At 71.7% G+C, this 25,032-nt stretch carries 26 protein-coding genes; 6 read left to right on the plus strand and 20 right to left on the minus strand.

Annotated elements, in window-relative coordinates; translation table 11 throughout:
* Nucleotide 1: 1 nt before the first annotated feature.
* Complete coding sequence (gene tsaB, locus OG776_RS18435; protein ID WP_148010049.1) at nt 2-649, minus strand: tRNA (adenosine(37)-N6)-threonylcarbamoyltransferase complex dimerization subunit type 1 TsaB; 648 nt, start codon at nt 647-649, stop codon at nt 2-4.
* A 132-nt stretch (nt 650-781) separates the two neighbouring features.
* On the opposite strand from tsaB, the gene OG776_RS18440 reads away from it, so the two are divergent.
* Nucleotides 782-1,336: a hypothetical protein gene (locus tag OG776_RS18440; RefSeq protein ID WP_148010048.1), complete on the plus strand. Its 555-nt coding sequence runs from the start codon at nt 782-784 to the stop codon at nt 1,334-1,336.
* A 113-nt stretch (nt 1,337-1,449) separates the two neighbouring features.
* Here OG776_RS18440 and OG776_RS18445 read toward each other — a convergent pair whose 3' ends face one another.
* The 7 genes from OG776_RS18445 to OG776_RS18475 form a co-directional block, all read right to left on the minus strand.
* Nucleotides 1,450-1,629, minus strand: a complete 180-nt coding sequence (locus tag OG776_RS18445) for a hypothetical protein (protein WP_329321717.1) — start codon at nt 1,627-1,629, stop codon at nt 1,450-1,452.
* A 313-nt stretch (nt 1,630-1,942) separates the two neighbouring features.
* Nucleotides 1,943-2,476, minus strand: coding sequence for a tRNA (adenosine(37)-N6)-threonylcarbamoyltransferase complex ATPase subunit type 1 TsaE (gene tsaE / locus OG776_RS18450; RefSeq protein ID WP_148010046.1), 534 nt, complete (start codon nt 2,474-2,476; stop codon nt 1,943-1,945).
* Nucleotides 2,442-3,680: an alpha/beta fold hydrolase gene (locus OG776_RS18455; protein WP_329321719.1), complete on the minus strand. Its 1,239-nt coding sequence runs from the start codon at nt 3,678-3,680 to the stop codon at nt 2,442-2,444. Before OG776_RS18455 ends, tsaE begins: the two co-directional genes overlap by 35 nt.
* 176 nt (nt 3,681-3,856) lie before the next feature.
* Complete coding sequence (alr, locus tag OG776_RS18460; RefSeq protein ID WP_148010044.1) at nt 3,857-5,008, minus strand: alanine racemase; 1,152 nt, start codon at nt 5,006-5,008, stop codon at nt 3,857-3,859.
* A 112-nt stretch (nt 5,009-5,120) separates the two neighbouring features.
* A complete protein-coding gene (locus OG776_RS18465; RefSeq protein ID WP_148010043.1) occupies nt 5,121-6,041 on the minus strand; it encodes a L,D-transpeptidase family protein in 921 nt (306 codons plus the stop codon).
* Between the two features lie 277 nt (nt 6,042-6,318).
* Nucleotides 6,319-7,764 (minus strand): NAD(P)H-hydrate dehydratase, encoded by a 1,446-nt coding sequence (locus OG776_RS18470; protein WP_329321722.1) that lies wholly within the window; start codon nt 7,762-7,764, stop codon nt 6,319-6,321.
* A gap of 123 nt (nt 7,765-7,887) precedes the next feature.
* Nucleotides 7,888-8,259: a holo-ACP synthase gene (locus tag OG776_RS18475; protein ID WP_148010042.1), complete on the minus strand. Its 372-nt coding sequence runs from the start codon at nt 8,257-8,259 to the stop codon at nt 7,888-7,890.
* 251 nt (nt 8,260-8,510) lie between these two features.
* Here OG776_RS18475 and OG776_RS18480 point away from each other — a divergent pair, with 251 nt between their 5' ends.
* Both OG776_RS18480 and OG776_RS18485 read left to right on the plus strand, forming a co-directional pair.
* On the plus strand, nt 8,511-9,491 hold the full coding sequence (locus OG776_RS18480) for a hypothetical protein (protein WP_261994611.1): 981 nt from the start codon (nt 8,511-8,513) through the stop codon (nt 9,489-9,491).
* Between the two features lie 18 nt (nt 9,492-9,509).
* The gene (locus tag OG776_RS18485; protein WP_329321725.1) at nt 9,510-11,390 is read left to right on the plus strand and encodes a M16 family metallopeptidase; all 1,881 of its coding nucleotides are present in this window, start codon (nt 9,510-9,512) and stop codon (nt 11,388-11,390) included.
* A gap of 82 nt (nt 11,391-11,472) precedes the next feature.
* On the opposite strand, the gene glmS is transcribed toward OG776_RS18485, so the two are convergent.
* Entirely contained in the window at nt 11,473-13,320 is a 1,848-nt protein-coding gene (gene glmS, locus OG776_RS18490) for a glutamine--fructose-6-phosphate transaminase (isomerizing) (protein WP_148010041.1), read from the minus strand.
* Nucleotides 13,321-13,560: 240 nt separating this feature from the next.
* On the opposite strand from glmS, the gene coaA reads away from it, so the two are divergent.
* Nucleotides 13,561-14,529 carry a type I pantothenate kinase gene (gene coaA, locus OG776_RS18495; RefSeq protein ID WP_187285675.1) on the plus strand — a complete coding sequence of 323 codons (969 nt, stop codon included), beginning with the start codon at nt 13,561-13,563 and terminating at the stop codon, nt 14,527-14,529.
* A 44-nt stretch (nt 14,530-14,573) separates the two neighbouring features.
* Nucleotides 14,574-15,515, plus strand: coding sequence for a DUF389 domain-containing protein (locus OG776_RS18500; protein WP_148010039.1), 942 nt, complete (start codon nt 14,574-14,576; stop codon nt 15,513-15,515).
* On the opposite strand, the gene glmM is transcribed toward OG776_RS18500, so the two are convergent.
* The 3 genes from glmM to rplM all read right to left on the minus strand — a co-directional run bounded on the left by glmM (nt 15,512) and on the right by rplM (nt 18,041).
* Nucleotides 15,512-16,870, minus strand: coding sequence for a phosphoglucosamine mutase (glmM, locus tag OG776_RS18505; RefSeq protein ID WP_148010038.1), 1,359 nt, complete (start codon nt 16,868-16,870; stop codon nt 15,512-15,514). The genes OG776_RS18500 and glmM overlap by 4 nt on opposite strands.
* Nucleotides 16,871-17,033: 163 nt before the next feature.
* Nucleotides 17,034-17,555, minus strand: a complete 522-nt coding sequence (gene rpsI / locus OG776_RS18510) for a 30S ribosomal protein S9 (protein WP_148010037.1) — start codon at nt 17,553-17,555, stop codon at nt 17,034-17,036.
* Between the two features lie 42 nt (nt 17,556-17,597).
* Complete coding sequence (rplM, locus tag OG776_RS18515; protein ID WP_095936057.1) at nt 17,598-18,041, minus strand: 50S ribosomal protein L13; 444 nt, start codon at nt 18,039-18,041, stop codon at nt 17,598-17,600.
* Nucleotides 18,042-18,645: 604 nt separating this feature from the next.
* Here rplM and OG776_RS18520 point away from each other — a divergent pair.
* Nucleotides 18,646-19,527 carry a hypothetical protein gene (locus tag OG776_RS18520; protein WP_148010036.1) on the plus strand — a complete coding sequence of 294 codons (882 nt, stop codon included), beginning with the start codon at nt 18,646-18,648 and terminating at the stop codon, nt 19,525-19,527.
* A 46-nt stretch (nt 19,528-19,573) separates the two neighbouring features.
* Here OG776_RS18520 and truA read toward each other — a convergent pair whose 3' ends face one another.
* From truA to map, 8 genes are all read right to left on the minus strand, one after another.
* Nucleotides 19,574-20,440, minus strand: a complete 867-nt coding sequence (gene truA, locus OG776_RS18525; RefSeq protein WP_329321732.1) for a tRNA pseudouridine(38-40) synthase TruA — start codon at nt 20,438-20,440, stop codon at nt 19,574-19,576.
* A gap of 91 nt (nt 20,441-20,531) precedes the next feature.
* Nucleotides 20,532-21,029: a 50S ribosomal protein L17 gene (gene rplQ / locus OG776_RS18530; RefSeq protein ID WP_148010034.1), complete on the minus strand. Its 498-nt coding sequence runs from the start codon at nt 21,027-21,029 to the stop codon at nt 20,532-20,534.
* Between the two features lie 218 nt (nt 21,030-21,247).
* On the minus strand, nt 21,248-22,270 hold the full coding sequence (locus tag OG776_RS18535; protein ID WP_003966937.1) for a DNA-directed RNA polymerase subunit alpha: 1,023 nt from the start codon (nt 22,268-22,270) through the stop codon (nt 21,248-21,250).
* A gap of 160 nt (nt 22,271-22,430) precedes the next feature.
* Entirely contained in the window at nt 22,431-22,835 is a 405-nt protein-coding gene (gene rpsK / locus OG776_RS18540; RefSeq protein ID WP_003956432.1) for a 30S ribosomal protein S11, read from the minus strand.
* Between the two features lie 64 nt (nt 22,836-22,899).
* A complete protein-coding gene (rpsM, locus tag OG776_RS18545; protein WP_148010033.1) occupies nt 22,900-23,280 on the minus strand; it encodes a 30S ribosomal protein S13 in 381 nt (126 codons plus the stop codon).
* A gap of 211 nt (nt 23,281-23,491) precedes the next feature.
* Entirely contained in the window at nt 23,492-23,605 is a 114-nt protein-coding gene (rpmJ, locus tag OG776_RS18550; RefSeq protein ID WP_003974245.1) for a 50S ribosomal protein L36, read from the minus strand.
* 69 nt (nt 23,606-23,674) lie between these two features.
* A complete protein-coding gene (infA, locus tag OG776_RS18555) occupies nt 23,675-23,896 on the minus strand; it encodes a translation initiation factor IF-1 (RefSeq protein ID WP_003948620.1) in 222 nt (73 codons plus the stop codon).
* Between the two features lie 225 nt (nt 23,897-24,121).
* On the minus strand, nt 24,122-24,958 hold the full coding sequence (gene map, locus OG776_RS18560) for a type I methionyl aminopeptidase (RefSeq protein WP_329321737.1): 837 nt from the start codon (nt 24,956-24,958) through the stop codon (nt 24,122-24,124).
* Between the last annotated feature and the right edge of the window lie 74 nt (nt 24,959-25,032).

Here is a 25,032-nt window from a genome sequence, read left to right on the forward strand (position 1 = left end):
GTCACTTGGGGGTGACCACCTTGTAGTTCTTGGGCACCTGGGCATCCGGGCGGCGCAGGTACAGCGGCCGGGGCGGCTCCAGCTCCTCGCCCGCGGCCAGCCGCTCCGCCGCCAGCGACGCGAGCGCGGCCGCCGAGACGTGCTCGGGCGCGCGGACGTCCGGGAAGGTGTCGGGGTAGAGCAGGGCGCCCGCGCCGACGGCCGGCAGGCCGTCGAGGACGAGGTCGGCGGGCCGGTCGACGGCGGGCTCGGAGACGCGGGTGCGGGAGTCGGCGTACCGGGCCCAGTACACCTCCTTGCGGCGCGCGTCCGTCGCGACCACGAAGGGGCCGTCGAGGTCGGCGGCGTAGGCGAGCCCGTCGAGGGTGCACAGGCCGTGCACCGGCACGCCGAGCGCGAGACCGAAGGTGTCGGCGGTCATGAGGCCGACGCGCAGTCCCGTGTACGGACCGGGGCCGACGCCGACGACGACGCCGGTGACGGCGTCGAGCCGCAGACCGGCCTCGGTGAGCACACGGTCGACGGCCGGCAGCAGCAGCTCTCCGTGCCGGCGCGCGTCCACCTGGCTCGAGGAGGCGATGACGGACGTGCCGTCGTGCAGGGCGACGGTCACGGCGGGGGTGGCGGTATCCAGAGCGAGCAAGAGCACGCAAACAGCGTACGGCGCCCGGGGGGTGTCCGGCGGCCCGGAGCACGGCCGCCATGGTCCGCCGGACCCGTGCTGCTACCGTCACCACACAGGACATACAGGACGCGATCGAGGGACGAGAGGTGGCGCAGGGTGGCCAGCAGCAGCTCGGGAATCGTGGCCGGGCTCACCGCCGCGGCCGTCGCCGTGGTCGGCTTCCTCGCCTACCAGGCGTCCGCGAACGCGCCGGACCACCTGGCCCGGACCCGCGCGGGCACCTCTCCCGAGGCCTCCACCAGCAAGGCTCCCCGGGACCGGAAGGATCCGGCGGCCCTGCCGGGCAACTCCGGCACCGGCGAGCGGGTCGTCTACTCGATCGACGACGACCGCGTGTGGCTGGTCGGGGAGAACGACCGGACGCAGCGGACCTTCGCGGTCACGCCCGGCACGGTGGACCCCGCCGTGGGCACGTACGACGTCACCTCACGCGGCCGGATCGTCACCGGATCGGACGGCGCGCAGATCGAGCACGTCGTGCGCTTCACCGTGGTCGACGGCATCGTGATCGGCTTCAGCGCCGCGCGGGACGGCTCCACGTCCGCCCCCGACCCCGGGAAGAAGCTCGGCGGCATCCGGGAGTCCCGCGCCGACGGCGACGCCATGTGGACCTTCGCGACGGTGGGCGTCAAGGTGGTCGTCATCCCGTAGCCGCCGCGCACGCACCCCGGCCGAGACCCCCTCAGGGGCGCGGGGAACGGCGCGAGCGACCGCATCCGGCCCGCACCCGAGCACCGCACGCGGCCACCGCCCCCGGTGGGCGCCTATGCCGCGTCGCGGGACCGCTCGTCGCGCCGCACCGCGTCCGACACCGGCGGCCGCGGCGGCCTGGACACGGCCTCCGCCGCCGCGCACGACGCCAGCAGGTCCCGCATCGACACCCCGGCCGCCACCCTCGGCTGCTGCGCCGGCAGGTCGCGCACGTCACGTTCTGATGCCGGCATGGACGCCTCCTGGGGCCTCGGGGGGCACGCGTGGTTAGGTACACCTAACTACGGCCTGATCTCCATGTGACCACGGCCGGGATACCGAACGCAACATCTTGCCGACGACTTGTCGGAACCCGTACGTCGCCGGAGCCCGCCCACCGGCTCCGGTGACCCGCCCGCGGCGGAGGACCCGTGCGCACACGGCGGCGGACCCGTACGGAAGGACAGGCGGGCCGGTACGGAAGGACAGGCGGGCCCGCGGAAGAACGAGCGGGCCCGCGACGGGACCCGTGCCCGCGCGGACCCGCACCGGGACGCCTGCCCGGGACTACGCCGTGAACCCGCCCAGGTCCGTGTCCGCCCAGCGCGCGCCGAGCCCGGTCAGCGTGACGTGCCGTACCTCGTCCGTGGTGTCGCCCACCGCGCGGTGGATGACGACGTGCAGCCGGTCGTCGGTCAGCTCCTCGACCTTGCCCTCGCCCCACTCCACGACGATCACCGAGTCGGAGAGCGACACGTCGAGGTCGAGGTCCTCCATCTCGTCGAGCCCGCCGCCCAGGCGGTACGCGTCCACGTGCACGAGCGGCGGACCGTCGACGAGGGAGGGATGCACACGGGCGATGACGAACGTCGGGGACGTGACGGCGCCGCGTACGCCCAGCCCTTCGCCGAGTCCGCGGGTCAGGGTCGTCTTGCCCGCGCCGAGTTCCCCGTTGAGCATCACCAGGTCACCCGCGCGCAGCAGCCCGGCCAGCCGGAGGCCGAGCTCCCGCATCTGGTCGGGCGAGTGGACGGTGACGTGGACGCCGTCCCGCGCGGCGGCGGGCTCAGCCGGGTTGTGCGGTGCTGCTGGTGCTTCCATAGCCACCCACGGTAGCCCCTGCCGGGACGGCGCCCGCGCGCATCAGGAGGTCCGCGAGCCGGTCCATGACCACCTCGGGGCGCTCCAGCATGACCAGGTGTCCGGCGTCCGGCACGAGCACCAGCTCGGCGTCCGGCAGCAGATCGGCGATCGCCTCGCTGTGCTCGCTCGGCGTCACCATGTCCCCGACGCCGGCCAGCACCAGCACCGGCAGATCGGCGAAGCGCGCGAGCGCCTCGGTCTTGTCGTGGTCGGTGAAGGCCGGGTAGAACTCCGCGACCACGTCGATCGGCGTGCCCTCGATCATCCGTTCGGCGAATCGCGCGATGGCCGGGTCGACGTCGCGGGAGGCGAACGAGTACCGCTTGATGATCCCCGCGAACAGGTCGGCCGTGGCCCGCCGTCCCCGTTCGACCAGGGCGGCCTGCTGGCCGAGCGCCTTCAGCACCCCGGGCAGCACGCGCCGTACCGCGTTGACGCCCGCGACCGGCAGACCGAAGTTGACCTCACCGAGCCGGCCGGAGGACGTACCGACCAGGGCGACGGCGACGACCCGGTCCCTGATCAGCTCGGGGTACCGGTCGGCGAGGGCCATGACGGTCATGCCGCCCATGGAGTGCCCGACCAGCACGACCGACCCCTCCGGGGCGGCGGCGTCGATGACGGCCTTCAGGTCGCTGCCGAGCTGGTCGATGGTGACCGGCGTGCCGTCCTTCGACTGGCCGACCCCGCGGCCGGAGCGGCCGTGACTGCGCTGGTCCCAGTGGACCGTGCGAACCACCCCGCGCAGCGCGGCCCGCTGGAAGTGCCAGGAGTCCTGGTTGAGGCAGTAACCGTGGCTGAAGACGACCGTGACCGGAGCCGGGGCCTTGCGGCCGAAGAGCCGGCGTCGGCGCGGGGTGAAGGTGACGTCCTGTTCGACGTCGTCCACCTCGTAGTACAACTCGGTGCCGTCCTCCGCGTACGCCTTGCCCGGGGTGCCGCGCAAGGAGCCGTACGGGCCGGTCGAGTCGAGCGCGAGGCGCGCCTTGTTCCGCATGCCGCGGCCGACCGTGAGCCTCTCTATGGCGACTCCGGCCGCCGCGCCGGCGGCGACCACGCCTATGGCGACACCGGCGATACCGGCTTTGCGCCAGTTCCCGGCGGCGGAGGCGACGGCCGCCGCGGCGACATCCGTCACGGCCTCCGCGCTGCTCTCGCTCACGTACCGCTCCTCTTCGCCGGGATCCCGTCCACCGATACGTCCTTCGGTACCGGTGGTGCTGTCAGTGCTGGTGGTGCTGCTGGTGCCGCTGGTGCTGCTGGTGCTGGTGCTGGTGCGACTGGAGCTGCCGTTGGTGTCGGCATGTCCTGTTGTCCTGCACGGGGCACTCTGTGCGGTTACCCGTCCTGTTCCCTGTTCACGTGTACGCGCGGCACCCGGGTTCCGATCCGGGTGACGATTTCGTACGCGATCGTGCCCGCCGCCCGCGCCCAGTCCTCGGCGGTCGGCTCACCCCGGTCGCCGGGACCGAAGAGCACCGCCTCCGAGCCGGGCGGCGGCTCGTCCCCGCCGAGGTCGACCACGAACTGGTCCATCGCGACCCGGCCCGCCACCGTCCGCCACTTGCCGCCGACGAGCACCGGGCCGGTGCCGGAGGCGTGCCGGGGGATGCCGTCCGCGTAGCCGACGGGGATCAGACCGAGAGTGGTGGGGCCCGGAGTGACGTAGTGGTGCCCGTAACTGACGCCGTGACCACCCGGTACGTGCTTGACCAGCGCCAGCGACGCACTCAGCGTCATCACCGGGCGCAGCCCGAAGTCGGCCGGGGTGCCGATCTCGGGGCTGGGCGAGATCCCGTAGACCGCGATCCCCGTGCGGACCAGGTCGAAGTGGCTCTCGGGCAGGGTCAGCGTGGCCGGTGAGTTGGCGATGTGCCGGACCTCGGGGCGCACCCCCCGCTCCTCGGCGTACGCCACCATCTCGCGGAAGAGGGCCAGTTGGGCCGCCACGGAGGGGTGACCGGGCTCGTCGGCGCAGGCGAAGTGCGACCACAGACCGGTGATCCGGATCCGTCCCCCGGCCTCGGCGCGCAGGGCCTCCGTGACCAGTTCGGGCCAGTCGGCGGGCTGGCAGCCGCTGCGTCCGAGGCCGGTGTCGGCCTTGAGCTGGACGCGGGCCGGGACGCCGGCCGCCTCGGCCGCCGCGACGGCCTCCCGCAGCGCCCACATCCCGCTGACCGACACGTCGAGGTCGGCCTCCACTGCCTCCCGCCAGGGTCCGCCCGGGGTCCACAGCCAGCACATGACGCGCCCCGGGACCCCCGCCGCCCGCAGGGCGAGGGCCTCCTCGGGCGTCGCGGTGCCGAGCCAGGTGGCCCCGGCCTCGAGCGCCGCGCGGGCACACGGGACCGCCCCGTGGCCGTAGGCGTCGGACTTGACCACGGCCATCACGGCCGCGGACGGCGCGTGGGCGCGCAGGGTCCGCACGTTGGCCCGCAGGGCGGCCAGGTCGATCTCTGCGCGGGCGCGCAGCGGTGCAGTCTCGTTCATCGCGCCCCCAGTGTCTCAGAGGGGTCGGACGGTCCCCCTGTGCCGGTGCCCTTCGGGCGGCCCGGACGGTCTCGGACGTTCCGCTCCGGCGGCCTCGGCCGGCACCCGACGGTCAGGTGCCGGCCCTGCGGCCCCACACGGACACCCGGTCGCCCTTCCGGAGCACGTTCCACAGGCTGCGGGCGTCGGCGAGGCGCAGATTGACGCACCCCCACGACCCGTGCGGGTCGTAGATGCTGCCGTAGACGGCGTGGAAGGCCTGGCCGCCGCTGAAGAACTGGCTGTACGGCATCGGGCTGTTGTAGAGCGTCGACCAGTGGTTCTTGTGCTTCCAGTAGATCGTGAACAGGCCGGTCCTGGTCCGGTACCCGGCGCGCCCGCTGCGCATCGGCACCGGTCCCCACAGCACCTTCGTCCCCTTCTGCACCCAGGTGATCTGACGGGCCAGATCCACGCACGCCACGCGGGAGGCGCGGACGGGGCATCTCCCGGCGGCGTTCGGGTTCTTGCGCGCCGACAGCAGCCGCATGCGGGCCCAGGTCACGGGTCCCGCGAAGCCGGTGCTCGGCCTGATCCCGTGGCGGACCTGGAACGCCCGGATCGCGCGGCAGTCGCCGCCGGACTGCTTCCCGTCGGCCTTCCGTCTCAGCCGGCGTTCCACCTGCCGCTGGTAGGGGCCGGTCCGGCCGCTGCACGACGGGGCCCTGTCGGCGGCCTCGCTCGCCGGGACGTACTCGATCAGGTCGTCGGCCCCCGCGGACGCGTCCCGCGGTTCGACGGCGTCCTCGCCGGCGCTCGGCGTGTACACCCGCGGCGCGAGCATCTGGTCCGGCGTGTCCATCAGTCCCTGCCACGGCTGCCCGGTGCCCGATGCCACGCCCGGCACCAGGCCTTCCAGGGGGACCGCCGCGGTGGCGGGCGCCCGTGGGCTCTCCGGGCCGGGGGTCAGGGGGCCCGCCGTGTCGGCCAGGGCGGTCTGTGCGGGCAGCACGGTCAGCAGCGCCAGCAGCACCGCCGCGGTGCGGCAGGTCATTCGTCCGCTCATCATCATGCGCTCAGCGATACGCAACGTGGGGGCGGGAGGGGGTGAGCCGCGCGGAAGGGGTCCCCCGTAATGGGCAACGCCCCCGGGGTTTCCGCCCCCGTACCTGCGGAGCCGGGAACGCGGGCACGCGTCTCCGGCCCGTCCTTCGCCGCGCGTCCCCGGCCCGTCCGGCGTGTGACGGCGAGCCTTTCGGGCGAGGGCGGCGGTCCAGGGGGCGCAGCGCCCCTGGCGGGCGCCGGGCCCGGAGTCCCCGGCGCCACCCGCGTCACCCCATGACGTCGCGCCAGGCGTCCCGTACCGCCTCCGCCACGTCGTGCGCCCCCACCGGCGCCCCCTCCGCCGCGAGCCGCCCCGCGAGTCCGTGGAGGTACGCCCCCACACTCCCCGCGTCCGACGCCGACAGCCCGGACGCCAGCAACGACCCGGCGAGCCCGGACAGCACGTCCCCGCTCCCGGCCGTGGCCAGCCACGCGGTCCCCGTCGGGTTCACCCGCACGACCCCGCCCCCGGGATCGGCGACCAGCGTCGTCGACCCCTTCAGCAGCACGGTCGCGCCGTAGAGCGCCGCCAGCTCGCGCACGGACGCCAGCCGCGCCCGCTCCACCGACTCCCGCGCCACCCCGAGCAGCGCCGCCGCCTCTCCGGCGTGCGGGGTCAGCAGAGTCGGCGCGGTCCGTCCGCGTACCGTCGCGCGGTCGGCGAGCCGCAGTCCGTCCGCGTCGACGAGCACCGGCACGTCCGCCGCCAGCACCTCGGCCACCGCCGACGCGTCGTCCCCGGCGCCGGGCCCCACCACCCACGCCTGCACCCGCCCGGCCCGCGCGGGTCCCAGGTCCGACACCAGCGTCTCGGGGAAACGGGAGATCACGGCTTCCGCCGCGGGCCCCACGTAGCGCACCGCTCCCGCGCCGCCGCGCAGCGCCCCGGCGACGGCGAGCACGGCGGCCCCCGGATACCGGGCGGACCCGGCCGCGATCCCCACCACGCCCCGCCGGTACTTGTCGCTCTCCGCCCCCGGCGCGGGCAGCCGCGCCGCCACGTCCACGTGCTGCAGCGCCTCCAGGTCGGGCGGGTCGGGCAGATCGAGCCCGATGTCGACGAGGCGCACCGAACCGGCGTACTCACGCGCCGGATCGATCAGCAGCGCCGGCTTGTGGGTCCCGAAGGTCACCGTCAGATCGGCGCGGACCGCCGGGCCGAGGACCTCTCCGGTGTCCGCCTCGACGCCGCTCGGCAGGTCCACGGCGACCACCACCGCGCGGGAGTCCGCGGCGGACTCCGCGAGCGCCGCCGCCTCGGGCCGCAGACCGCCCTTGCCGCCGATCCCCACGATGCCGTCGACGACGAGGTCGGCCCGCCTGACGGTTTCCCGCGCGGTGCCGGGGCCGCCGTCCCCGCCCTCGACCGCCGATCCGCCGGCCCGGAGCAGTGCGGCCAGTCCCCCGGCGTGGGTGCGTCCGGGCGCGAGCAGCACCGCGGTGACGCCCGCTCCGCGCCGGGCGAGGCGCGCGCCCGCGTACAGCGCGTCCCCGCCGTTGTCCCCGCTGCCGACGAGCAGCACGACCCGGCTGCCGTACACCCGCCCCAGCACGTCCGCGCAGGCGGCGGCGAGTCCGGCGGCCGCCCGCTGCATCAAGGCCCCTTCGGGAAGCCGTGCCATCAGCTCCCGTTCGGCGGTCCTCACGGTCTCCACGCTGTACGCAGTACGCATGGGACCGAGTCTTCCGTACGGAGCCCCGCCGTGCCGCCCCGGCCACCCCGTCCGTGCCGCTCCGGTCGCCCCCGTCCATGCCGCCCCCGGCCGTCCCCGTCCGGGGCGCGCCGGCCGGCCCGGCTATCCCTCCGCGATCACCACCGCCGAGGCCACCCCCGCGTCGTGGCTGAGCGACACGTGCCACGACGTGACGCCCAGTTCGGCCGCGCGCGCCGCCACGGTCCCCCGTACCCGCAGTCGCGGCCGGCCGCTGTCCTCGACATAGACCTCGGCGTCCGTCCAGCGCATTCCGCCCGGAGCGCCCAGCGCCTTGGCGACCGCCTCCTTCGCGGCGAACCGCACGGCGAGGGACGCGATACCCCGGCGCTCCCCGCTCGGCAGCCACACCTCCCGCTCCACGAAGAGGCGTTGGGCCAGCCCCGGCGTACGCTCCAGCGACGCCCGGAACCGGTCGATCTCGGCCACGTCGATCCCGACCCCGATGATGCTCATGCCGAGCACCCTACGACCGTCCCGGCCGCCTCGGCGTACCACTGAGCCGCCGCCACCACGGTCCTCGGCCGAGTCGCCGCCCACCCCCGCGAAATCTCGCTCCCCTCCTGTCACAGCTCCCTGTTAGCCTGCGGCGACTTGATCACGTCCCGCGTCCGCCTCGCACGGACCGCACGTCGATCACACGTTCCCGCGCGCCCTGGGGGGCCAGTCGGCGCGCCCCGCAACGCAGTCGCCAGGGGGGCGGACACATGAGCAGTGCCACCAGGAACGACGACAGGGGCGGAGGAAGACCTCTCACCGTCCGGGGACCGGTGACGGACCCCTTCGACGCGTTCCCCGAACTCGCCCCGCTGCGTACCGCCGCGCGGGACGGCGACTGGGCCGCCGTCCTCGACTTCGTCGCCGGGCTCGACTCCGTGGACGAGGTCTGCCTCGCCTCCCATCTCGTCGCAGCCATCCCCGATGTGGAGATCTGTCTGCAACAGGCCGTCGCCGCCCGGCCTACCGCCCCGCTGCCCCGCACCCTGCTCGCCGAGCGGCAGATCCGCATCGGCTGGGACATCCGCAGCGGCGCCCGTGCCCAGCACGTCTCCCGCGACCAGTTCGAGCAGTTCCACGACCGGCTCCGCAAGGCGGAGCAGCTGCTGATCGAGGTGTGCGCGGAGCACCCGGCGTTCGCCCCGGCGTGGACCGCCCGACTGCTCACCGCCCGCGGTCTGGAACTGGGCCAGTCCGAGGCCCGTCGCCGTTACGACCGGATGTCGGCCCACCATCCGCACGCCTATCGCGCACAGACGCTGCTGCTCCAGCAGCTCTGCCCGAAGTGGAGCGGTTCCTGGGACGCCGCGCACGGCTTCGCCCGGGAGTGCGCGAGCGCCGCGCCGGACGGCTCCGACTCCGGGGCCCTGGTCGCCCTCGCCCACATCGAGCACTGGCTCGAACTGGAGGGCGTCGAGGAAGCCGCCTACCTGCGGGACCTGTCGGTCCGCAACGAACTGCGCACCGCCGCCCGAAGCTCGGTGCTGCACCCGGCCCACCGGCCCGGCTGGGACGGGATCGGCGCGCACAGCGCCTTCGCGATGGCGTTCTCCCTCGGTGGTCACCACAAGGACGCGGCCCCGCACTTCGCCGCGCTGGGCGACCGGGTCTCGGAGTCGCCGTGGCAGTACCTGGCGGACTGGCGGAGTCAGTTCGCGCGCTACCGCACGTCCGCGCTGGAAACGCTCTGAGGGGGGGGCGGAGAACACATGACCACGGAACACGAGAGAGACACACCCGGGGGACCCGGGCCCACGACCGACGGCACGGGCACGACCGCGCTCACCACCGAAGCCGCGCCCACGCCGACACTCACGACGACGCCGACGCCCGTGCCCGACCCGCTGACCGCTCCCACCGGCCCGACCGCTCCCAGCGCCCCGAAGGCCCTGTTCTCCCAGGCCGTCACCCAGGGCATCCCCACCCTGTACGCCCCCCGCCCGGGCGAGATCACCGCCGGCATCTTCTTCCGTGTGGGCCGCGCCGACGAGACGCTGGCGACATCCGGGATCACCCACCTCGTCGAACATCTCGCGCTGCACCACCTGGGCCTGTCCGACCTGCACTACAACGGCACCACGTCGAACACGTACACCCACTTCCACGTCACCGGTACGCAGGCGGAGGTCGTCACCTACCTCAACACCGTCTGCGCGGCCCTGCGTGACCTCCCGCTGGACCGGCTGGAGACGGAGAAGGAGATCCTGCGCACGGAGGCGGCCGGCCGTGGAGACGGCCCCGACGCCCAGCTCCCGTTGTGGCGCTACGGCGCGCAGGGATACGGCCTGTCCAGCTACAGCCAGCTCGGGACCTGGACCCTGACCCCCGATCAGGTGCGCGACTGGGCACGGACTCGCTTCACCCGGGACAACGCCGTGTTGTGGATCACCAGCGCCGAGATCCCGGCCGCTCTGGACCTCACCCTGCCCGTCGGGACGCGCATCCCCGCACCCGCCGCGTCCAGCACGCTTCCCGTCACGCCCGCCTTCATCCACGGCGCCGACGGCCACGTCGTCTTCGACGCGGTCCTGCGCCGCTCCACCGCCGCCGCCGTCTTCGCCGAGGTCCTGAGCCGCGCGCTCTTCCAGGATCTGCGTCAGGAGGGCGGCTACTCGTACACCGCGCAGGCCGACTACCGCCCCCGCGACGCCGACTTCGCCACCCTCACGGCGTACGCCGACGCGCTGCCGAAGAAGCAGGACGCCGTGGTCGGCGGTTTCGTCGACGCCTTCGGCCGGCTACGCGCGGGCCGCGTCGAGCAGTCCGAACTCGACGCCGTGCGCGGCAAGATGCTCAAGATGTACGACACCCCCGACCTCGGCGCCGCCATGCTGCCGTCGGACGCGCTGAACCTGCTGACCGGCCATCCGATCCTCTCCCCCGAGGAGCATCGGGCCGAGCTGGCCGCGGTGACGGTCGCTGATCTGCGCGAGGTCGCCCGCGCGGCCTGGGCCGACGGGCTGCTCCAGGTGCCGGGCCGGGGTGCCGACTGGGCGGGCTGCGCGCAGGCCCCGCGGTATTCGGAATCCGCCGTCACCGGCACCAGGCACCAGTCCCTGGAGGACGAACGGTGCACGCTGGTGATCGGCGCCGAAGGGGTGAGCCTGACGACGCCGGGCGGTCCGGTGACCGTACGCTACGACTCCGTCGCGGCGATGACCACCCGGCCCGACGGCGCGCGTTCCCTGACCGGGCTCGACGGCTTCCATCTGGCGATCGAGCCGACCCTGTACCGGGGCGTCACCGAGGAGAGGATCGCCGCGGTGGACGCGCGCGTGCCCGCCGCCGCGCGGGTACCGCTGCCGGCCCGGGTCGCGGAACAGATCCCGCAGCCGCCCGAGCCGAAGGCCTCCGGTCCGGAGGCCCGGCGGCCCCGTTGGAGGGCAGCGCTTCGGGGCCTGCCCTTCGGGCTCGTCGCCCTGGTGGTGGTGGACACGGTGTTCGGCCTGGGCATCCTGTTCTCCGTCGTCCACGAGGCCACCGCGGCCGAACCGCACTGGAGCCGGTTCCTCCGCCTCTTCCTGCCGACCGTCCTGCTGGTCCACTACACCCGCCGGGCGTACCACCGCCACAGACACGCCCGCGGATGACCCATCGTGCCCGCCCGGCCGCGGACGCCCCTCGGCGGTGGCTGCCGGTGGCCGTCCCGCCCGGGACGGCCACCGGGCGCGCTCACTCCACCGTCACCGACTTCGCCAGGTTGCGCGGCTGGTCCACCTCGTTGCCCCGCGCCGTCGCGAGCTCGCAGGCGAACACCTGCAGGGGGACCGTGGCCACCAGCGGCTGGAGCAGGGTCGGCGTCACCGGGATGCGGATCAGATGGTCGGCGTACGGCACCACCGCCTCGTCGCCCTCCTCCGCGATCACGATGGTGCGCGCCCCCCGGGCCCGGATCTCCTGGATGTTGGACACGATCTTGTCGTGCAGGACGGACCGGCCGCGTGGTGAGGGCACGACCACCACGACCGGCAGGTCCTCCTCGATCAGGGCGATCGGCCCGTGCTTCAGCTCGCCCGCCGCGAAGCCCTCGGCGTGCATGTACGCCAGCTCCTTGAGCTTGAGGGCGCCCTCCAGCGCGACCGGGTAGCCGACGTGCCGGCCGAGGAACAGGACGGTCCGCTTGTCCGCGAGCGTCCGTGCCAGCTGCCGTACCGGCTCCATGGTCTCCAGGACCCGCTCGACCTCACCGGAGATGTGCGACAGGTCCCGGATCACGGCCTGGATCTCGTCGCCCCACTTGGTGCCGCGCACCTGGCCGAGGTAGAGCGCGACCAGGTAGCAGGCCACCAGCTGGGTGAGGAACGCCTTCGTCGAGGCGACCGCGACCTCCGGGCCCGCGTGCGTGTAGAGCACGGCGTCCGACTCGCGCGGGATCGTCGAGCCGTTGGTGTTGCAGATCGCCAGCACCTTGGAGCCCTGGTCGCGCGCGTGCCGCAGCGCCATCAGGGTGTCCATGGTCTCGCCGGACTGGGAGATCGCGATGACCAGCGAACGCGCGCCCAGGATGGGGTCCCGGTAGCGGAACTCGCTGGCCAGCTCCACCTCGCAGGGGATCCGCGTCCAGTGCTCGATGGCGTACTTGGCGATCAGCCCGGCGTGGAACGCCGTACCGCAGGCCACGATGACGACCTTGTCGACCTCCCGCAGCTCCCGTACCGGAATCCGTACCTCGTCCAGCCGGAGCGAGCCGCCCGCGTCGATGCGGCCCAGGAGCGTGTCGGCGACCGCCTTGGGCTGCTCGGCGATCTCCTTGAGCATGAAGTAGTCGTAGCCGCCCTTCTCGGCCGCCGCCGCGTCCCAGTCCACGTGGTAGGAGCGCACCTCGGCGGGGCGCCCGTCGAAGCCGGTGACCGTCACTCCGTCCCGGCGCAGCTCCACCACCTGGTCCTGGCCCAGCTCGATCGCCGACCGCGTGTGGTCGATGAAGGCGGTGACGTCCGAGGCGAGAAAGGCCTCGCCCTCGCCGACACCGACCACGAGCGGCGAGTTGCGGCGCGCGCCCACGACCACGTCCGGCATGTCCGCGTGCACCGCCACCAGGGTGAACGCGCCTTCCAGACGCCGGCACACCAGCCGCATCGCCTCCGCCAGGTCGGCGCAGACCGAGAACTCCTCGGCGAGCAGGTGCGCGACGACCTCGGTGTCGGTCTCGGAGGCCAGTTCGTGGCCGCGTTCGGCCAGTTCGCCGCGGAGTTCGGCGAAGTTCTCGATGATCCCGTTGTGGACGACGGCGACCCGGCCCGCGTTGTCCAGGTGCGGATGCGCGTTCGCATCCGTGGGACCGCCGTGGGTGGCCCAGCGGGTGTGCCCGATCCCGGTCGTGCCGGTCGGCAACGGCCGGTCCACCAGCTCCTTCTCCAGGTTGACCAGCTTCCCGGCCCGCTTGGCCGCGGCCAGTCCGCCGTCCGCCGGCACGGCGACGCCCGCCGAGTCGTACCCCCGGTACTCCAGTCGCTTCAGTCCGGCCATCACCACGTCAAGCGCCGACTGCGACCCCACGTATCCCACGATTCCGCACATGCGCGCAGCCTAAGGGCCGACACCCGTCACATCTCGGCATCTCGTGCCCGATATCGGAAATTCCAGCCGCCTTCCCGCACCGGTCTCCGGGACCCCGCTCGTCCCGGGCGCCTCAGAACCCCCTCAGGACGCCTCCCGCCGCTCCTCCGGCGACACCCCGCCGACCCCGCGTGACGGACCCCACGCCCCACCCCGTCCACACTCCCGTAACAATGGACTGTGATCTCTCCGGTCTCCCCGATGCCCCGGAGCGCCCACCGGCAGAAGCCGGAGGCGACTCCCTACGTCGACCTCACCCGCACGGAGTGGAGCGCGCTGCGCGAGAAGACGCCGCTGCCGCTGAACGCCGAGGAGGTCGAGAAGCTGCGCGGTCTGGGCGATGTCATCGACCTCGACGAGGTGCGGGACATCTACCTTCCGCTGTCCCGGCTGCTGAATCTGTACGTCGGTGCCACGGACGGGCTGAGAGGGGCGCTGAACACCTTCCTCGGTGAGAAGGGCTCGCAGTCCGGCACCCCGTTCGTGATAGGCGTGGCGGGTTCGGTCGCCGTCGGGAAGTCCACCGTCGCCCGTCTGCTGCAGGCCCTCCTCTCCCGCTGGCCCGAACACCCGCGCGTCGAACTCGTGACCACCGACGGTTTCCTGCTCCCCACCAAGGAGCTGGAGGCGCGCGGCCTGATGTCGCGGAAAGGTTTCCCCGAGTCGTACGACCGCCGTGCCCTCACCCGGTTCGTCGCCGACATCAAGGCGGGCAAGGACGAGGTCACCGCGCCCGTCTACTCCCACCTCATCTACGACATCGTCCCCGGCCAGAAGCTCACGGTACGCCGCCCCGACATCCTCATCGTCGAAGGCCTGAACGTGCTGCAGCCGGCCCTGCCGGGCAAGGACGGCCGCACCCGGGTCGGTCTCGCCGACTACTTCGACTTCAGCGTGTACGTCGACGCCCGCACGGAGGACATCGAGGCCTGGTACCTCAACCGCTTCCGCAAGCTGCGCGCCACCGCCTTCCAGGACCCCTCCTCCTACTTCCGCAAGTACACGCAGGTCTCCGAGGAGGAAGCGCTCGACTACGCCCGCACGACCTGGCGGACCATCAACAAGCCCAATCTGGTGGAGAACGTGGCCCCCACCCGTGGCCGTGCCGCCCTCGTCGTCCGCAAGGGCCCGGACCACAAGGTGCAGCGCCTGAGCCTGCGCAAGCTGTAGTCCCGTACGGCCACCGGCCGTTCGGTGCGGCTACCCTGCCCGGCATGCTGCATCTGCGTCTGATCACACCGGCCGAACGGACCGACGAGGTGGTGCGCCTGATCGGGCGTACGGTCGGCACCACCCATCTCGTCGTGCTGCCCGGCGCCGCCCGCGATCCGGCCGGTGACGTCGTGATGTGCGACGTGGCACGCGAGGCGGGCGACGAACTGATCGGCGGCCTGCGGGACCTGGGCATCGACAGCGCGGGCTCGATCGCGGTCGAGGACATCGACCTGTCGCTGTCGGCGCGCGCCGACCGGGCGGAGGACGAGGCGCCGGGCGAGGGCGCGGACGCGGTGCTGTGGGAACACCTGGCGGAGGCCACGCACGAGGAGTCGACGCTGTCGGTCACCTACGTCGCCTTCATCACCCTCGCCACGATGATCGCGGCCTGCGGTGTGGTGCTCGACAACGCGGTCCTGATCGTGGGCGCGATGGCCGTGGGCCCGGAGTTCGGCCCGCTGGCCGGCATCTGCACCGCGCTCGTGCGGCGCACCGCGCGACCGGCCCTGCGCTCGCTGACGGCGCTGCTGGCCGGCTTCGCGATCGCCATGGCGGTGACGGTGCTCTTCAGCCTGTTCATGGACGGGGTGGGCCTGTTCAGCGAGGAGCAGCTGGAGGGCGCCCGGCCCGACACGGGGTTCGTCTACGCGCCCGACTGGTTCTCGTTCGTCGTCGCGGTGCTCGCGGGCACCGCCGGCGTGCTGTCGCTGACCTCGGCGAAGTCCGGCGCCCTGGTGGGCGTCGCGATCTCGGTGACCACGGTCCCGGCCGCGGCGAACGCCGCGGTGGCCCTGGGCTACGGGGACATGGGCCAGACCTGGGGATCGACCCAGCAGCTCCTGCTGAACCTGCTGGGCATCGTGCTCGCGGGCACGCTCACCCTGCTCGCCCAGAAGTGGATCTGGGCGAGACAGCGTGGTGCGGCGCCCGGACCCGGCTAGCCGAGCGAGGACTTCACGGCGTCCGCGAGCCGGCCGGCCACCGAACGGGCGTGGTCGATGTCGGCGGCCTCGACCATGACCCGGACGAGCGGCTCGGTGCCGGAGGGGCGCAGCAACACCCGTCCGGTGGTGCCGAGTTCACGCTCGGCCTCGACGACCGCGGCCGCCAGCTCGGCGGAGCTGTCGACCCGCGAGCGGTCCACGTCGGGAACGTTGATGAGGACCTGCGGCAGCCGCTCCATGACGGACGCGAGGTCGCGCAGCGTACGGCCCGTCTGGGTGACGCGGGCGGCCAGCATCAGACCGGTCAGCGTGCCGTCACCGGTCGTGGCGTGGTCGAGGATGATCACGTGGCCGGACTGCTCGCCGCCGAGCGCGTAGCCGTGCTCCTTCATCTGCTCCAGGACGTAACGGTCTCCGACCGCGGTCTGGACGAGGGAGACACCCTCGCGCTCCATGGCGAGCTTGAAGCCCAGGTTGGACATGACCGTCGCGACAACGGTGTCGGAGCGCAGTGCCGAACGCTCCCGCATCGCCAGCGCGAGCACGGCCAGGATCTGGTCGCCGTCCACCTCGGCGCCCGTGTGGTCCACGGCGAGGCAGCGGTCGGCGTCACCGTCGTGCGCGATGCCGAGGTCGGCGCCGTGCTCGACGACGGCGGCCTTGAGGAGCTCCAGGTGCGTGGAGCCGCAGCCGTCGTTGATGTTCAGCCCGTCCGGGGCGGTGCCGATGGTGACGATCTCGGCGCCGGCCCGCGCGAACGCCTCCGGGGAGACCCGGGCGGCGGCACCGTGCGCCTCGTCGAGGACGACCTTCAGCCCGTCGAGACGGTTCGGGAGCACACCGATGAGATGGGCGACGTACTGGTCGAAGCCCTCGTCGTACGAGCGCACCCGTCCGACGCCCGAACCCGTCGGCCGGTCCCAGGGAGCGCCGGTGCGGTGCTCGTCGTAGACGGCCTCGATCCGGTCCTCCAGCTCGTCGGCGAGCTTGTGCCCGCCGCGGGCGAAGAACTTGACCCCGTTGTCCGGCATGGCGTTGTGGCTCGCCGAGAGCATCACACCGAGGTCGGCACCGAGCGCACCGGTGAGGTAGGCGACCGCCGGGGTGGGCAGCACCCCGACCCGCAGGACGTCCACGCCCGCGCTGGCCAGACCCGCGACCACGGCGGCTTCCAGGAACTCCCCGGACGCGCGCGGGTCCCGCCCGACCACTGCCACCGGCCGGTGGCCCTCGAACGTACCCGCCTCGGCCAGCACATGTGCCGCCGCCACGGAGAGACCGAGCGCCAGCTCGGCCGTCAGATCCGCGTTGGCGACACCGCGCACGCCGTCCGTGCCGAAGAGTCGTCCCACTGGTGTCCTCCTGATGATGCTCAGTATTCGGAAGTCATCCGATCATGCAAGCCTTTGAGCGCCTTGTGCCGTTATACGCCCTGGGCTGGTGATAAACGAACGCCCCGGCGGCACACAGCGTGCCGCCGGGGCGAACGGTCGTACGAATGCCAGCAGGCGGTGATTAACGCTTGCTGTACTGCGGGGCCTTGCGGGCCTTCTTGAGACCGGCCTTCTTGCGCTCGACCGCACGGTCGTCGCGCTTGAGGTAGCCGGCCTTCTTCAGCGCCGGGCGGTTGTTGTCGACGTCCGCCTCGTTCAGCGCGCGGGCGACACCGAGACGGAGCGCACCGGCCTGACCGGAGACGCCGCCACCCGAGATGCGGGCGATGACGTCGTAACGGCCGTCGAGCTCGAGCACCTTGAAGGGCTCGTTGACTTCCTGCTGGTGCACCTTGTTCGGGAAGTAGTCCTCGAGCGTGCGCCCGTTGACCTTCCACTTGCCGGTGCCCGGGACGATCCGGACGCGGGCGATGGCGTTCTTGCGACGGCCCAGGCCGGCGGCCGGCTGCGGGTCGCCGAAGCGACCGGCCAGCGACTCCGAGGTGTACTCGCCCTCGACGGGGACCTCGGACTCGGTGGTGTAGTTCTCGATGTCGACGAGCTCAGTCTCTTCGACCGGCTGCTCAACGGTGGTCTCGGCCACGATTCTCCTCAGATTCTTTTTCGTCTTAGGGGGTGGCCGGAACTACTGCGCGACCTGGGTGATCTCGAACGGGACCGGCTGCTGCGCAGCGTGCGGGTGGTTCTCGCCCGCGTAGACCTTCAGCTTCGAGAGCACCTGACGGCCCAGGGAGTTCTTGGGAACCATGCCCTTGATGGCCTTCTCGACGGCCTTCTCGGGGTTCTTCGCCAGCAGCTCGTCGTAACGGACGGAGCGCAGACCACCCGGGTAGCCGGAGTGGCGGTACGCCAGCTTCTGGGTCTTCTTGTTGCCGGAGAGGTGCACCTTGTCGGCGTTGATGATGATGACGAAGTCACCAGCGTCGACGTGGGGCGCATAGATCGGCTTGTGCTTGCCCCGCAGGATGTTCGCTGCAGTGGTCGCCAGACGGCCCAGGACGACATCCTGGGCGTCGATGACGTACCACTGGCGAGTGATGTCGCCGGGCTTGGGGCTGTACGTACGCACGGTCGTAGCCTTCGCTTCTTCAGTGAGTGGGTCCTGACATGGCCACCACGGACGATCACGACAGCCCTGACCGCACCTCGGTGACGCATACCGAGTGCTGGTCGCTGGTCATCGGCCCCGGTGGACCGGTGTAAGGGCCCCTCACGTGAGAATGAGCAAGCCAATACACATAACGAACTGCAAGAGTACCCGCGCTTCCCCGGACGGGTCAAAACGCGGCTCTTGCGGCGGGCGCCGCGGACGTGGTCCGAACGGGCGGGTGCACCTCCCGGCTCCGGGCGTCACGCTCCCCGGGGCCGTCCCCGGCCGCACGGCCGCCGCTGCGGCCCGCATCTCCAGGGTAAGCCCGCCCCGCGGGGCCCACCGCGCCACCGGCCCCGAGCCGGTGTGAGGAAGCCCACGGACAACGGCCCCTCCGGCACCCCGTGTCGCCCCGCCGTACCGCGCGTGACCTCCCGCCAGGGCGGTCCCCGCCCCCGTGAGGTGTGACGTACCAACCACCCGGAGATGTCGGTTTTGCCGCTCCGCCGCCGGGTCACGGCCCGGTCCCGGGTATCCCCCGGTGCGGAACGACACCCCCCGGCGCCCGTCTAAGATGCGCCCCATGAGCTATGGGCAGGGTGGGCAGGGGGAGCCCCCGTGGGATCCGTGGAAGCCTGGTTCTCAGCAACCCGACTGGGGCAGCGGGAGCCGCACTCCGGACTGGGCGGCACTCGCCGAGGCGTCCGAGACGCGCAACAGGCGCCGCAGGCTGCTGGTGATCGTCGGCTCCGCCGTCGCCACGCTCGCGGTCGGCGCGGTCGTCGCGATGGCCGTCGTCTCCTCGAACGACGACACCACGGCGTCGAACAAGCCCGGCACGCTGCCCGGCACCACGACCCTGCCGAGCGACACCACCGCGACGGCGCCCTCGTTCGCGCCGACGTCGGCCCCGCCGCCGCTGGACCCGAAGGACTTCATATCCAGCGCGAAGAAGGACACCGCTCCGCTCAGCCCGGACATCCTCTTCCCCGGTTCACAGCTGACCGTGGGTGACCGCGTCTACCGCAAGGGCCCGACCGCCACCACGGCCAAGTGCGCGACGGGCGTGCAGAGGACGCTCCCCAAGATCCTCACCGACAACGACTGCACCCGCCTGCTGCGCGTCACCTACAGCAAGGACGGCGTCGCCGTGACCGTGGGCGTCGCGGTCTTCGACACCAAGGCCCAGGCGGACAAGGCCAGGAGCCAGGCGGACAGCAAGAGCATCATCACCTCGCTGCCCGGCCAGGGGGTGGCGACTTTCTGCCGCACGGCGGTCTGCCGCTCGACCACCAACTCCGTCGGCCGCTACGCCTACTTCACCCTGGCCGGCTTCACCAACGGCAAGGACGCCACGGCCAAGAGCGCCGAGGTCTTCAGCATCGGCGACGACCTGGCCGACTTCACCTTCCGCCAGATCATCCGCCGCGGCGAGGCACAGGCGTCCTCGGCGGCCAACCGGTAGTCACCGGCCGGCCGCCCCCCGCCCGCGCGGACAGCCGCCGCACGCGCTAGCAGGAGTCGCATCCCGCCGCCCCGGGCAGGGTGCGCTTGTTGCGTGCCTCCTTGTTGCGCGCCGCGAGCAGCCCGTCGGCGGGATACCCGACCTCCTCCAGCGTCAGACCGTGCGGCCGCACGACATGGACGGCCGAGTCCCGTACCCCGGCGGCCAGCACCTTGCCGGGCCACTCGGGCCCGCGGTGCCCGTCCCCCACGAACAGCAGCGCCCCGATCAGCGAACGCACCATGTTGTGGCAGAAGGCGTCGGCACGGACCGTCGCCGTGATGATCCCGTCGTCCCCGCGCACCAGACTCAGCTCCTGGAGCGTACGGATGGTCGTCGCCCCCTCGCGCTTCTTGCAGTAGGCGGCGAAGTCGTGCTCGCCCACCAGCCCGGCCGCCGCCTCGTTCATGGCACCGACGTCCAACGGCCAGTCGTGCCACAGGACATGGTTGCGCAGCAGCGGGTCCACACCCCCGGCCTCGTCGGTGACGCGGTAGGCGTAACGGCGCCAGACGGCCGAGAAACGCGCGTTGAACCCGGCGGGAGCCTCCGTCAGGGACCACACCCGTACGTCCTTCGGCAGCCGCCCGGCCAGCCGCTTCAGCAGCTTCTCCCGGTGCTCGGCCCACAGCGCCGCCGGCAGGTCGACATGCGCCACCTGGCCGCGCGCGTGCACCCCGGCGTCGGTGCGTCCGGCGACGGTCAGCTCGTACGTGGTGTCCTTCGTCCGCGTCACCGTCCGCAGCGCGTCCTCGATCTCGCCCTGGACGGTTCTGCGGCCCCCGGCCTGCTTCGCCCACCCGGAGAACTCGCTCCCGTCGTACGACAGGTCCATCCGCACCCGTACGAACCCGGGCTCCGCTTCGTCACTCACTCCTGGATCCTCTCAAGCCCGGCCGTCCCGCCGGAACGCGAGAGCGGGCCCGCCCCCGAAGGGACGGACCCGCTCACGGCGAGGCAGTGCCTCAGGCGTCCTTCGACTCCTCGGCGGGAGCCTCCGCGGCGTCCTCGACCTTGGTGTCCTCGACCTTGGCCGGAGCCTCGGTGTCCTTGGCGGCACGCTTGGTGGCCGCCTCGGCCTCACCGGTGGCCTGCTGGGCCACGGTCAGGGCCTCCACCAGCTCGATGACGGCCATGGGCGCGTTGTCGCCACGGCGGTTACCGATCTTGGTGATACGGGTGTAGCCACCCGGGCGGTTCTCGTAGCGCGGGCCGATCTCGGTGAAGAGCGTGTGCACGATGCTCTTGTCCGTGATCACCGAGAGCACCTGACGGCGGTTGTGAAGGTCACCCTTCTTCGCCTTGGTGACCAGACGCTCCGCGTACGGGCGCAGGCGACGGGCCTTCGCCTCGGTGGTGGTGATGCGGCCGTGCTCGAAGAGCGACTTCGCGAGGTTCGCGAGGAGCAGCTTCTCGTGCGCGGCGCTGCCGCCCATACGGGCACCCTTGGTGGGCTTCGGCATGGTGTTTCTCCTAGGTGTCTGCCCCGGCCGTATCAGGTACCGGGGTCAGTGTCCGAGCGGGCGATCGCCCGTCGAAGATCCGACACTTCTCTCAAAGCGCCGGAGGACCCGCGCCCCGAAGGGGCACGGGGAACCGCGCGACCAGCCACAGCCGGCCCGCAGCCGAGATCAAACCCGGCGGGACCACCGCCCGAAGACGGCTGTCCCGCCGGAGGCGATCAGTACTGCTCGGTCTCGACGAAGCCGGCGTCCGCGTCGTCGTCGGCGCCGAAGGCGTCGGCGGCGGCGGTCGGGTCGAATCCGGGCGGGCTGTCCTTGAGGGCCAGGCCCATGCCGGCCAGCTTCGCCTTGACCTCGTCGATGGACTTCGCGCCGAAGTTGCGGATGTCCAGGAGGTCGGCCTCGGAGCGGGCGACGAGCTCACCCACGGAGTGGATGCCCTCACGCTTGAGGCAGTTGTACGAACGGACGGTGAGCTCGAGCTCCTCGATCGGCAGCGCGAGATCGGCGGCGAGGGCGGCGTCCGTGGGGGACGGGCCCATGTCGATGCCCTCGGCGTCGATGTTGAGCTCGCGGGCCAGACCGAACAGCTCGACCAGGGTCTTTCCGGCCGACGCCATGGCGTCACGGGGACGCATGGCCTGCTTGGTCTCGACGTCGACGATCAGCTTGTCGAAGTCGGTGCGCTGCTCGACACGGGTCGCCTCGACCTTGTAGGTGACCTTCAGAACGGGCGAGTAGATGGAGTCGACCGGGATACGGCCGATCTCCTGGCCCACCTGCTTGTTCTGAACGGCGGAGACGTAACCGCGACCGCGCTCGACGGTCAGCTCCATCTCCAGCTTGCCCTTGCCGTTGAGCGTGGCGAGGACCAGGTCGGGGTTGTGCACCTCGACACCGGCCGGGGGCGCGATGTCGGCGGCGGTGACGAGACCCGGACCCTGCTTGCGCAGGTACATCACGACCGGCTCGTCGTGCTCCGAGGAGACGACGAGCTGCTTGATGTTGAGGATCAGGTCGGTGACGTCCTCCTTGACGCCCGGCACGGTGGTGAACTCGTGCAGCACGCCGTCGATGCGGATGGACGTGACCGCCGCACCCGGGATCGAGGACAGGAGGGTCCGACGCAGGGAGTTGCCGAGGGTGTAACCGAAGCCCGGCTCCAGCGGCTCGATCACGAACCGGGAGCGGAATTCGTCGACGACCTCTTCGGTCAACGAGGGACGCTGAGCGATCAGCATGTGTGGATCAGATCCTTCTTTCGTGGACGCCCGCTATTTGACGCCCGACGGAACCGTACATTTTCACCGCACGGGTACTGCAAGGGTACGGGCGATACGGCCCTTTTACGGAGCCGTACCGCCCGGAACCCAGAACTTCCAGCCGCCAGGCGGCCGTGCGTCAGACGCGACGGCGCTTCGGCGGACGGCAGCCGTTGTGCGGGGTGGGGGTGACGTCCTGGATCGAGCCGACCTCGAGGCCCGTGGCCTGGAGGGAGCGGATCGCGGTCTCGCGACCGGAGCCCGGGCCCTTCACGAAGACGTCGACCTTGCGCATGCCGTGCTCCTGCGCGCGGCGGGCGGCCGACTCGGCGGCCATCTGCGCGGCGAAGGGGGTGGACTTGCGCGAGCCCTTGAAGCCGACGTGGCCGGCGGAGGCCCAGGAGATCACGTTGCCCGAGGGGTCCGTGATGGAGACGATCGTGTTGTTGAACGTGCTCTTGATGTGAGCGTGCCCGTGAGCGACGTTCTTCTTTTCCTTGCGGCGCACCTTCTTGGCAGCGCCCTGACGACCCTTGGGGGGCATCTAAATCTCCTACGGGAGGTGGTCGGTCCTACAGCGAAGACCGCTGATAAGCGTCCGCTGAGGACTACTTCTTGCCCGGCTTCTTCTTGCCGGCGATGGCGCGACGCGGGCCCTTGCGGGTACGAGCGTTCGTGCTGGTGCGCTGACCGTGGACGGGCAGGCCACGACGGTGACGCAGACCCTGGTAGCAGCCGATCTCGACCTTGCGGCGGATGTCGGCCTGAATCTCGCGACGGAGGTCACCCTCGGTCTTCAGGTTGGCGTCCACGTACTCGCGGATCTTGACCAGCTCCTCCTCGGAGAGGTCACGAACGCGCGTGTTGGGGTTCACGCCGGTCTCGGCCAGCGTCTGCTGGGAAAGGGTCCGGCCGATGCCGAACACGTAGGTCAGGGCGACCTCCACACGCTTTTCGCGCGGGATGTCAACACCGGAAACGCGTGCCATTCAATGGCTCCAGTTGTCGTTCGGAGGTCTTCCGCAGAACCGGATCCCGCCCGCCGTCCTCTTCTCTGCCGAAGATTCGGTACGAACCGGGTCCCCGGCCTCCGACCGGGGGTGTCAGGCCTGAAGGGAATTCAGCCCTGGATTCTGCGTATGAACATGTACTGCTTGCGTCGCGCGAAGTATCTGCGGGTGCAGAAGGTGCGGTCGTGCGTCAGCCCTGGCGCTGCTTGTGGCGCGGGTTGTCGCAGATGACCATGACCCGGCCGTGACGGCGGATCACCCTGCACTTGTCGCAGATCTTCTTGACGCTCGGCTTGACCTTCATTGGTGAGGTTCTCCGGGTCAGTGCCACCACCCGTGTCCCGGAACCGGGAGCACGGAGCAAAGGCAAGATCTACTTGTACCGGTAGACGATCCGGCCACGCGTGAGGTCGTACGGAGAAAGCTCCACCACGACCCGGTCGTCAGGGAGGATGCGGATGTAGTGCATACGCATCTTGCCGCTGATGTGTGCCAGGACCTGGTGGCCGTTCTGGAGCTCGACCTTGAACATGGCGTTCGGAAGAGACTCGACGACAGTGCCCTCGATCTCGATGGCACCTTGCTTCTTGGCCACGCTTCGCCCTTCGAATCGACTACCTTGATCGACTCCGTACGAGCGCATGCAGACATGCGGGTGCACGAGAGCCGACGAGTCAGTCTACGTCAGGGCACCCGGAAAGACGAATCGAGGAAGAATGCCCCATCGGGGAGATCCTTAACCCGGACACCCCGGTGATCGATCGCGAGACCGGCCGCTGCCGGACCGTGCGACCGGGTCCGGCGCCGCCGTCGGGCCGGATCACGCGAGCGGGTCCGGCGCCGCCGTCACGCCGTACTCCGCCAGCTTCGCCCTGCCGCAGTCCGGAGCCGTCAGGACCAGCGGGCCCTCCTCCGTCACCGCCACCGAGTGCTCCCAGTGCGAGGACCACGTACCGTCCGTCGTGATGACGGTCCAGTCGTCCTCCAGCACCTCGGTCTTCGGGGTGCCCAGCGACACCATCGGCTCGACGGCCAGGCAGAGGCCGGGCACGAGCTTGGGACCCTTGCCGCGGCGGCGCTCCACGTAGTTCAGCAGGTGCGGGTCCATGTGCATCTCGGTGCCGATGCCGTGGCCGCCGTAGTCCTCGATGATCCCGTACCGGCCGCCGCCGGGCTTCGGCTGGCGGCGGATGTACGTCTCGATCGCGCGGGAGACGTCGACGAGCCGGTTGCCCGAGCGCATCGCCGCGATCCCGGCCCACATCGACTCCTCGGTCACGCGGGAGAGCTCGATCAGCTCCGGAGCGTGCCCGGTGCCCACGAACGCCGTGTACGCCGCGTCCCCGTGCCAGCCGTCCACGATCGCGCCGGCGTCGATGGAGATGATGTCGCCGTCCTTCAGGACGGTCTTGTCGTCCGGGATGCCATGCACGACGACCTCGTTGGCCGAGGTGCAGATGGTCGCGGGGAAACCGCCGTACCCGAGGAAGTTCGACTTCGCCCCGTGCTCCGCGAGCACCTTGCGTGCCACCTCGTCGAGGTCCCGTGTCGTCGCGCCGGGCACCGCCGCCTCGCGCGTGGCCGCGTGCACGGCCGCGACGACCAGGCCCGCCTCACGCATCTTGGCGATCTGCTCGGGGGTCTTGATCTGCACCATGGCGGCCCGCGCTCTCCGTCTTCTCCGTTACCGACTGCGTCCACGAACGACTACCTGTACAACACTACGGCCGC

This window comes from Streptomyces sp. NBC_01689 (genome assembly GCF_036250675.1).
Classification (GTDB): Bacteria; Actinomycetota; Actinomycetes; order Streptomycetales; family Streptomycetaceae; genus Streptomyces.

Bases quoted from the DNA above. Each gene is read 5' to 3' on its own strand.
- OG776_RS18445 (WP_329321717.1), bottom strand. From the start codon at position 1,629: ATGCCGGCATCAGAACGTGACGTGCGCGACCTGCCGGCGCAGCAGCCG.
- tsaE (WP_148010046.1), bottom strand. From the start codon at position 2,476: ATGGAAGCACCAGCAGCACCGCACAACCCGGCTGAGCCCGCCGCCGCG.
- alr (WP_148010044.1), bottom strand. From the start codon at position 5,008: ATGAACGAGACTGCACCGCTGCGCGCCCGCGCAGAGATCGACCTGGCC.
- OG776_RS18465 (WP_148010043.1), bottom strand. From the start codon at position 6,041: ATGACCTGCCGCACCGCGGCGGTGCTGCTGGCGCTGCTGACCGTGCTG.
- OG776_RS18470 (WP_329321722.1), bottom strand. From the start codon at position 7,764: ATGCGTACTGCGTACAGCGTGGAGACCGTGAGGACCGCCGAACGGGAG.
- OG776_RS18475 (WP_148010042.1), bottom strand. From the start codon at position 8,259: ATGAGCATCATCGGGGTCGGGATCGACGTGGCCGAGATCGACCGGTTC.
- OG776_RS18480 (WP_261994611.1), top strand. From the start codon at position 8,511: ATGAGCAGTGCCACCAGGAACGACGACAGGGGCGGAGGAAGACCTCTC.
- OG776_RS18485 (WP_329321725.1), top strand. From the start codon at position 9,510: ATGACCACGGAACACGAGAGAGACACACCCGGGGGACCCGGGCCCACG.
- glmS (WP_148010041.1), bottom strand. From the start codon at position 13,320: ATGTGCGGAATCGTGGGATACGTGGGGTCGCAGTCGGCGCTTGACGTG.
- coaA (WP_187285675.1), top strand. From the start codon at position 13,561: ATGCCCCGGAGCGCCCACCGGCAGAAGCCGGAGGCGACTCCCTACGTC.
- OG776_RS18500 (WP_148010039.1), top strand. From the start codon at position 14,574: ATGCTGCATCTGCGTCTGATCACACCGGCCGAACGGACCGACGAGGTG.
- OG776_RS18520 (WP_148010036.1), top strand. From the start codon at position 18,646: ATGAGCTATGGGCAGGGTGGGCAGGGGGAGCCCCCGTGGGATCCGTGG.
- rplQ (WP_148010034.1), bottom strand. From the start codon at position 21,029: ATGCCGAAGCCCACCAAGGGTGCCCGTATGGGCGGCAGCGCCGCGCAC.
- OG776_RS18535 (WP_003966937.1), bottom strand. From the start codon at position 22,270: ATGCTGATCGCTCAGCGTCCCTCGTTGACCGAAGAGGTCGTCGACGAA.
- rpsK (WP_003956432.1), bottom strand. From the start codon at position 22,835: ATGCCCCCCAAGGGTCGTCAGGGCGCTGCCAAGAAGGTGCGCCGCAAG.
- rpsM (WP_148010033.1), bottom strand. From the start codon at position 23,280: ATGGCACGCGTTTCCGGTGTTGACATCCCGCGCGAAAAGCGTGTGGAG.
- rpmJ (WP_003974245.1), bottom strand. From the start codon at position 23,605: ATGAAGGTCAAGCCGAGCGTCAAGAAGATCTGCGACAAGTGCAGGGTG.
- map (WP_329321737.1), bottom strand. From the start codon at position 24,958: ATGGTGCAGATCAAGACCCCCGAGCAGATCGCCAAGATGCGTGAGGCG.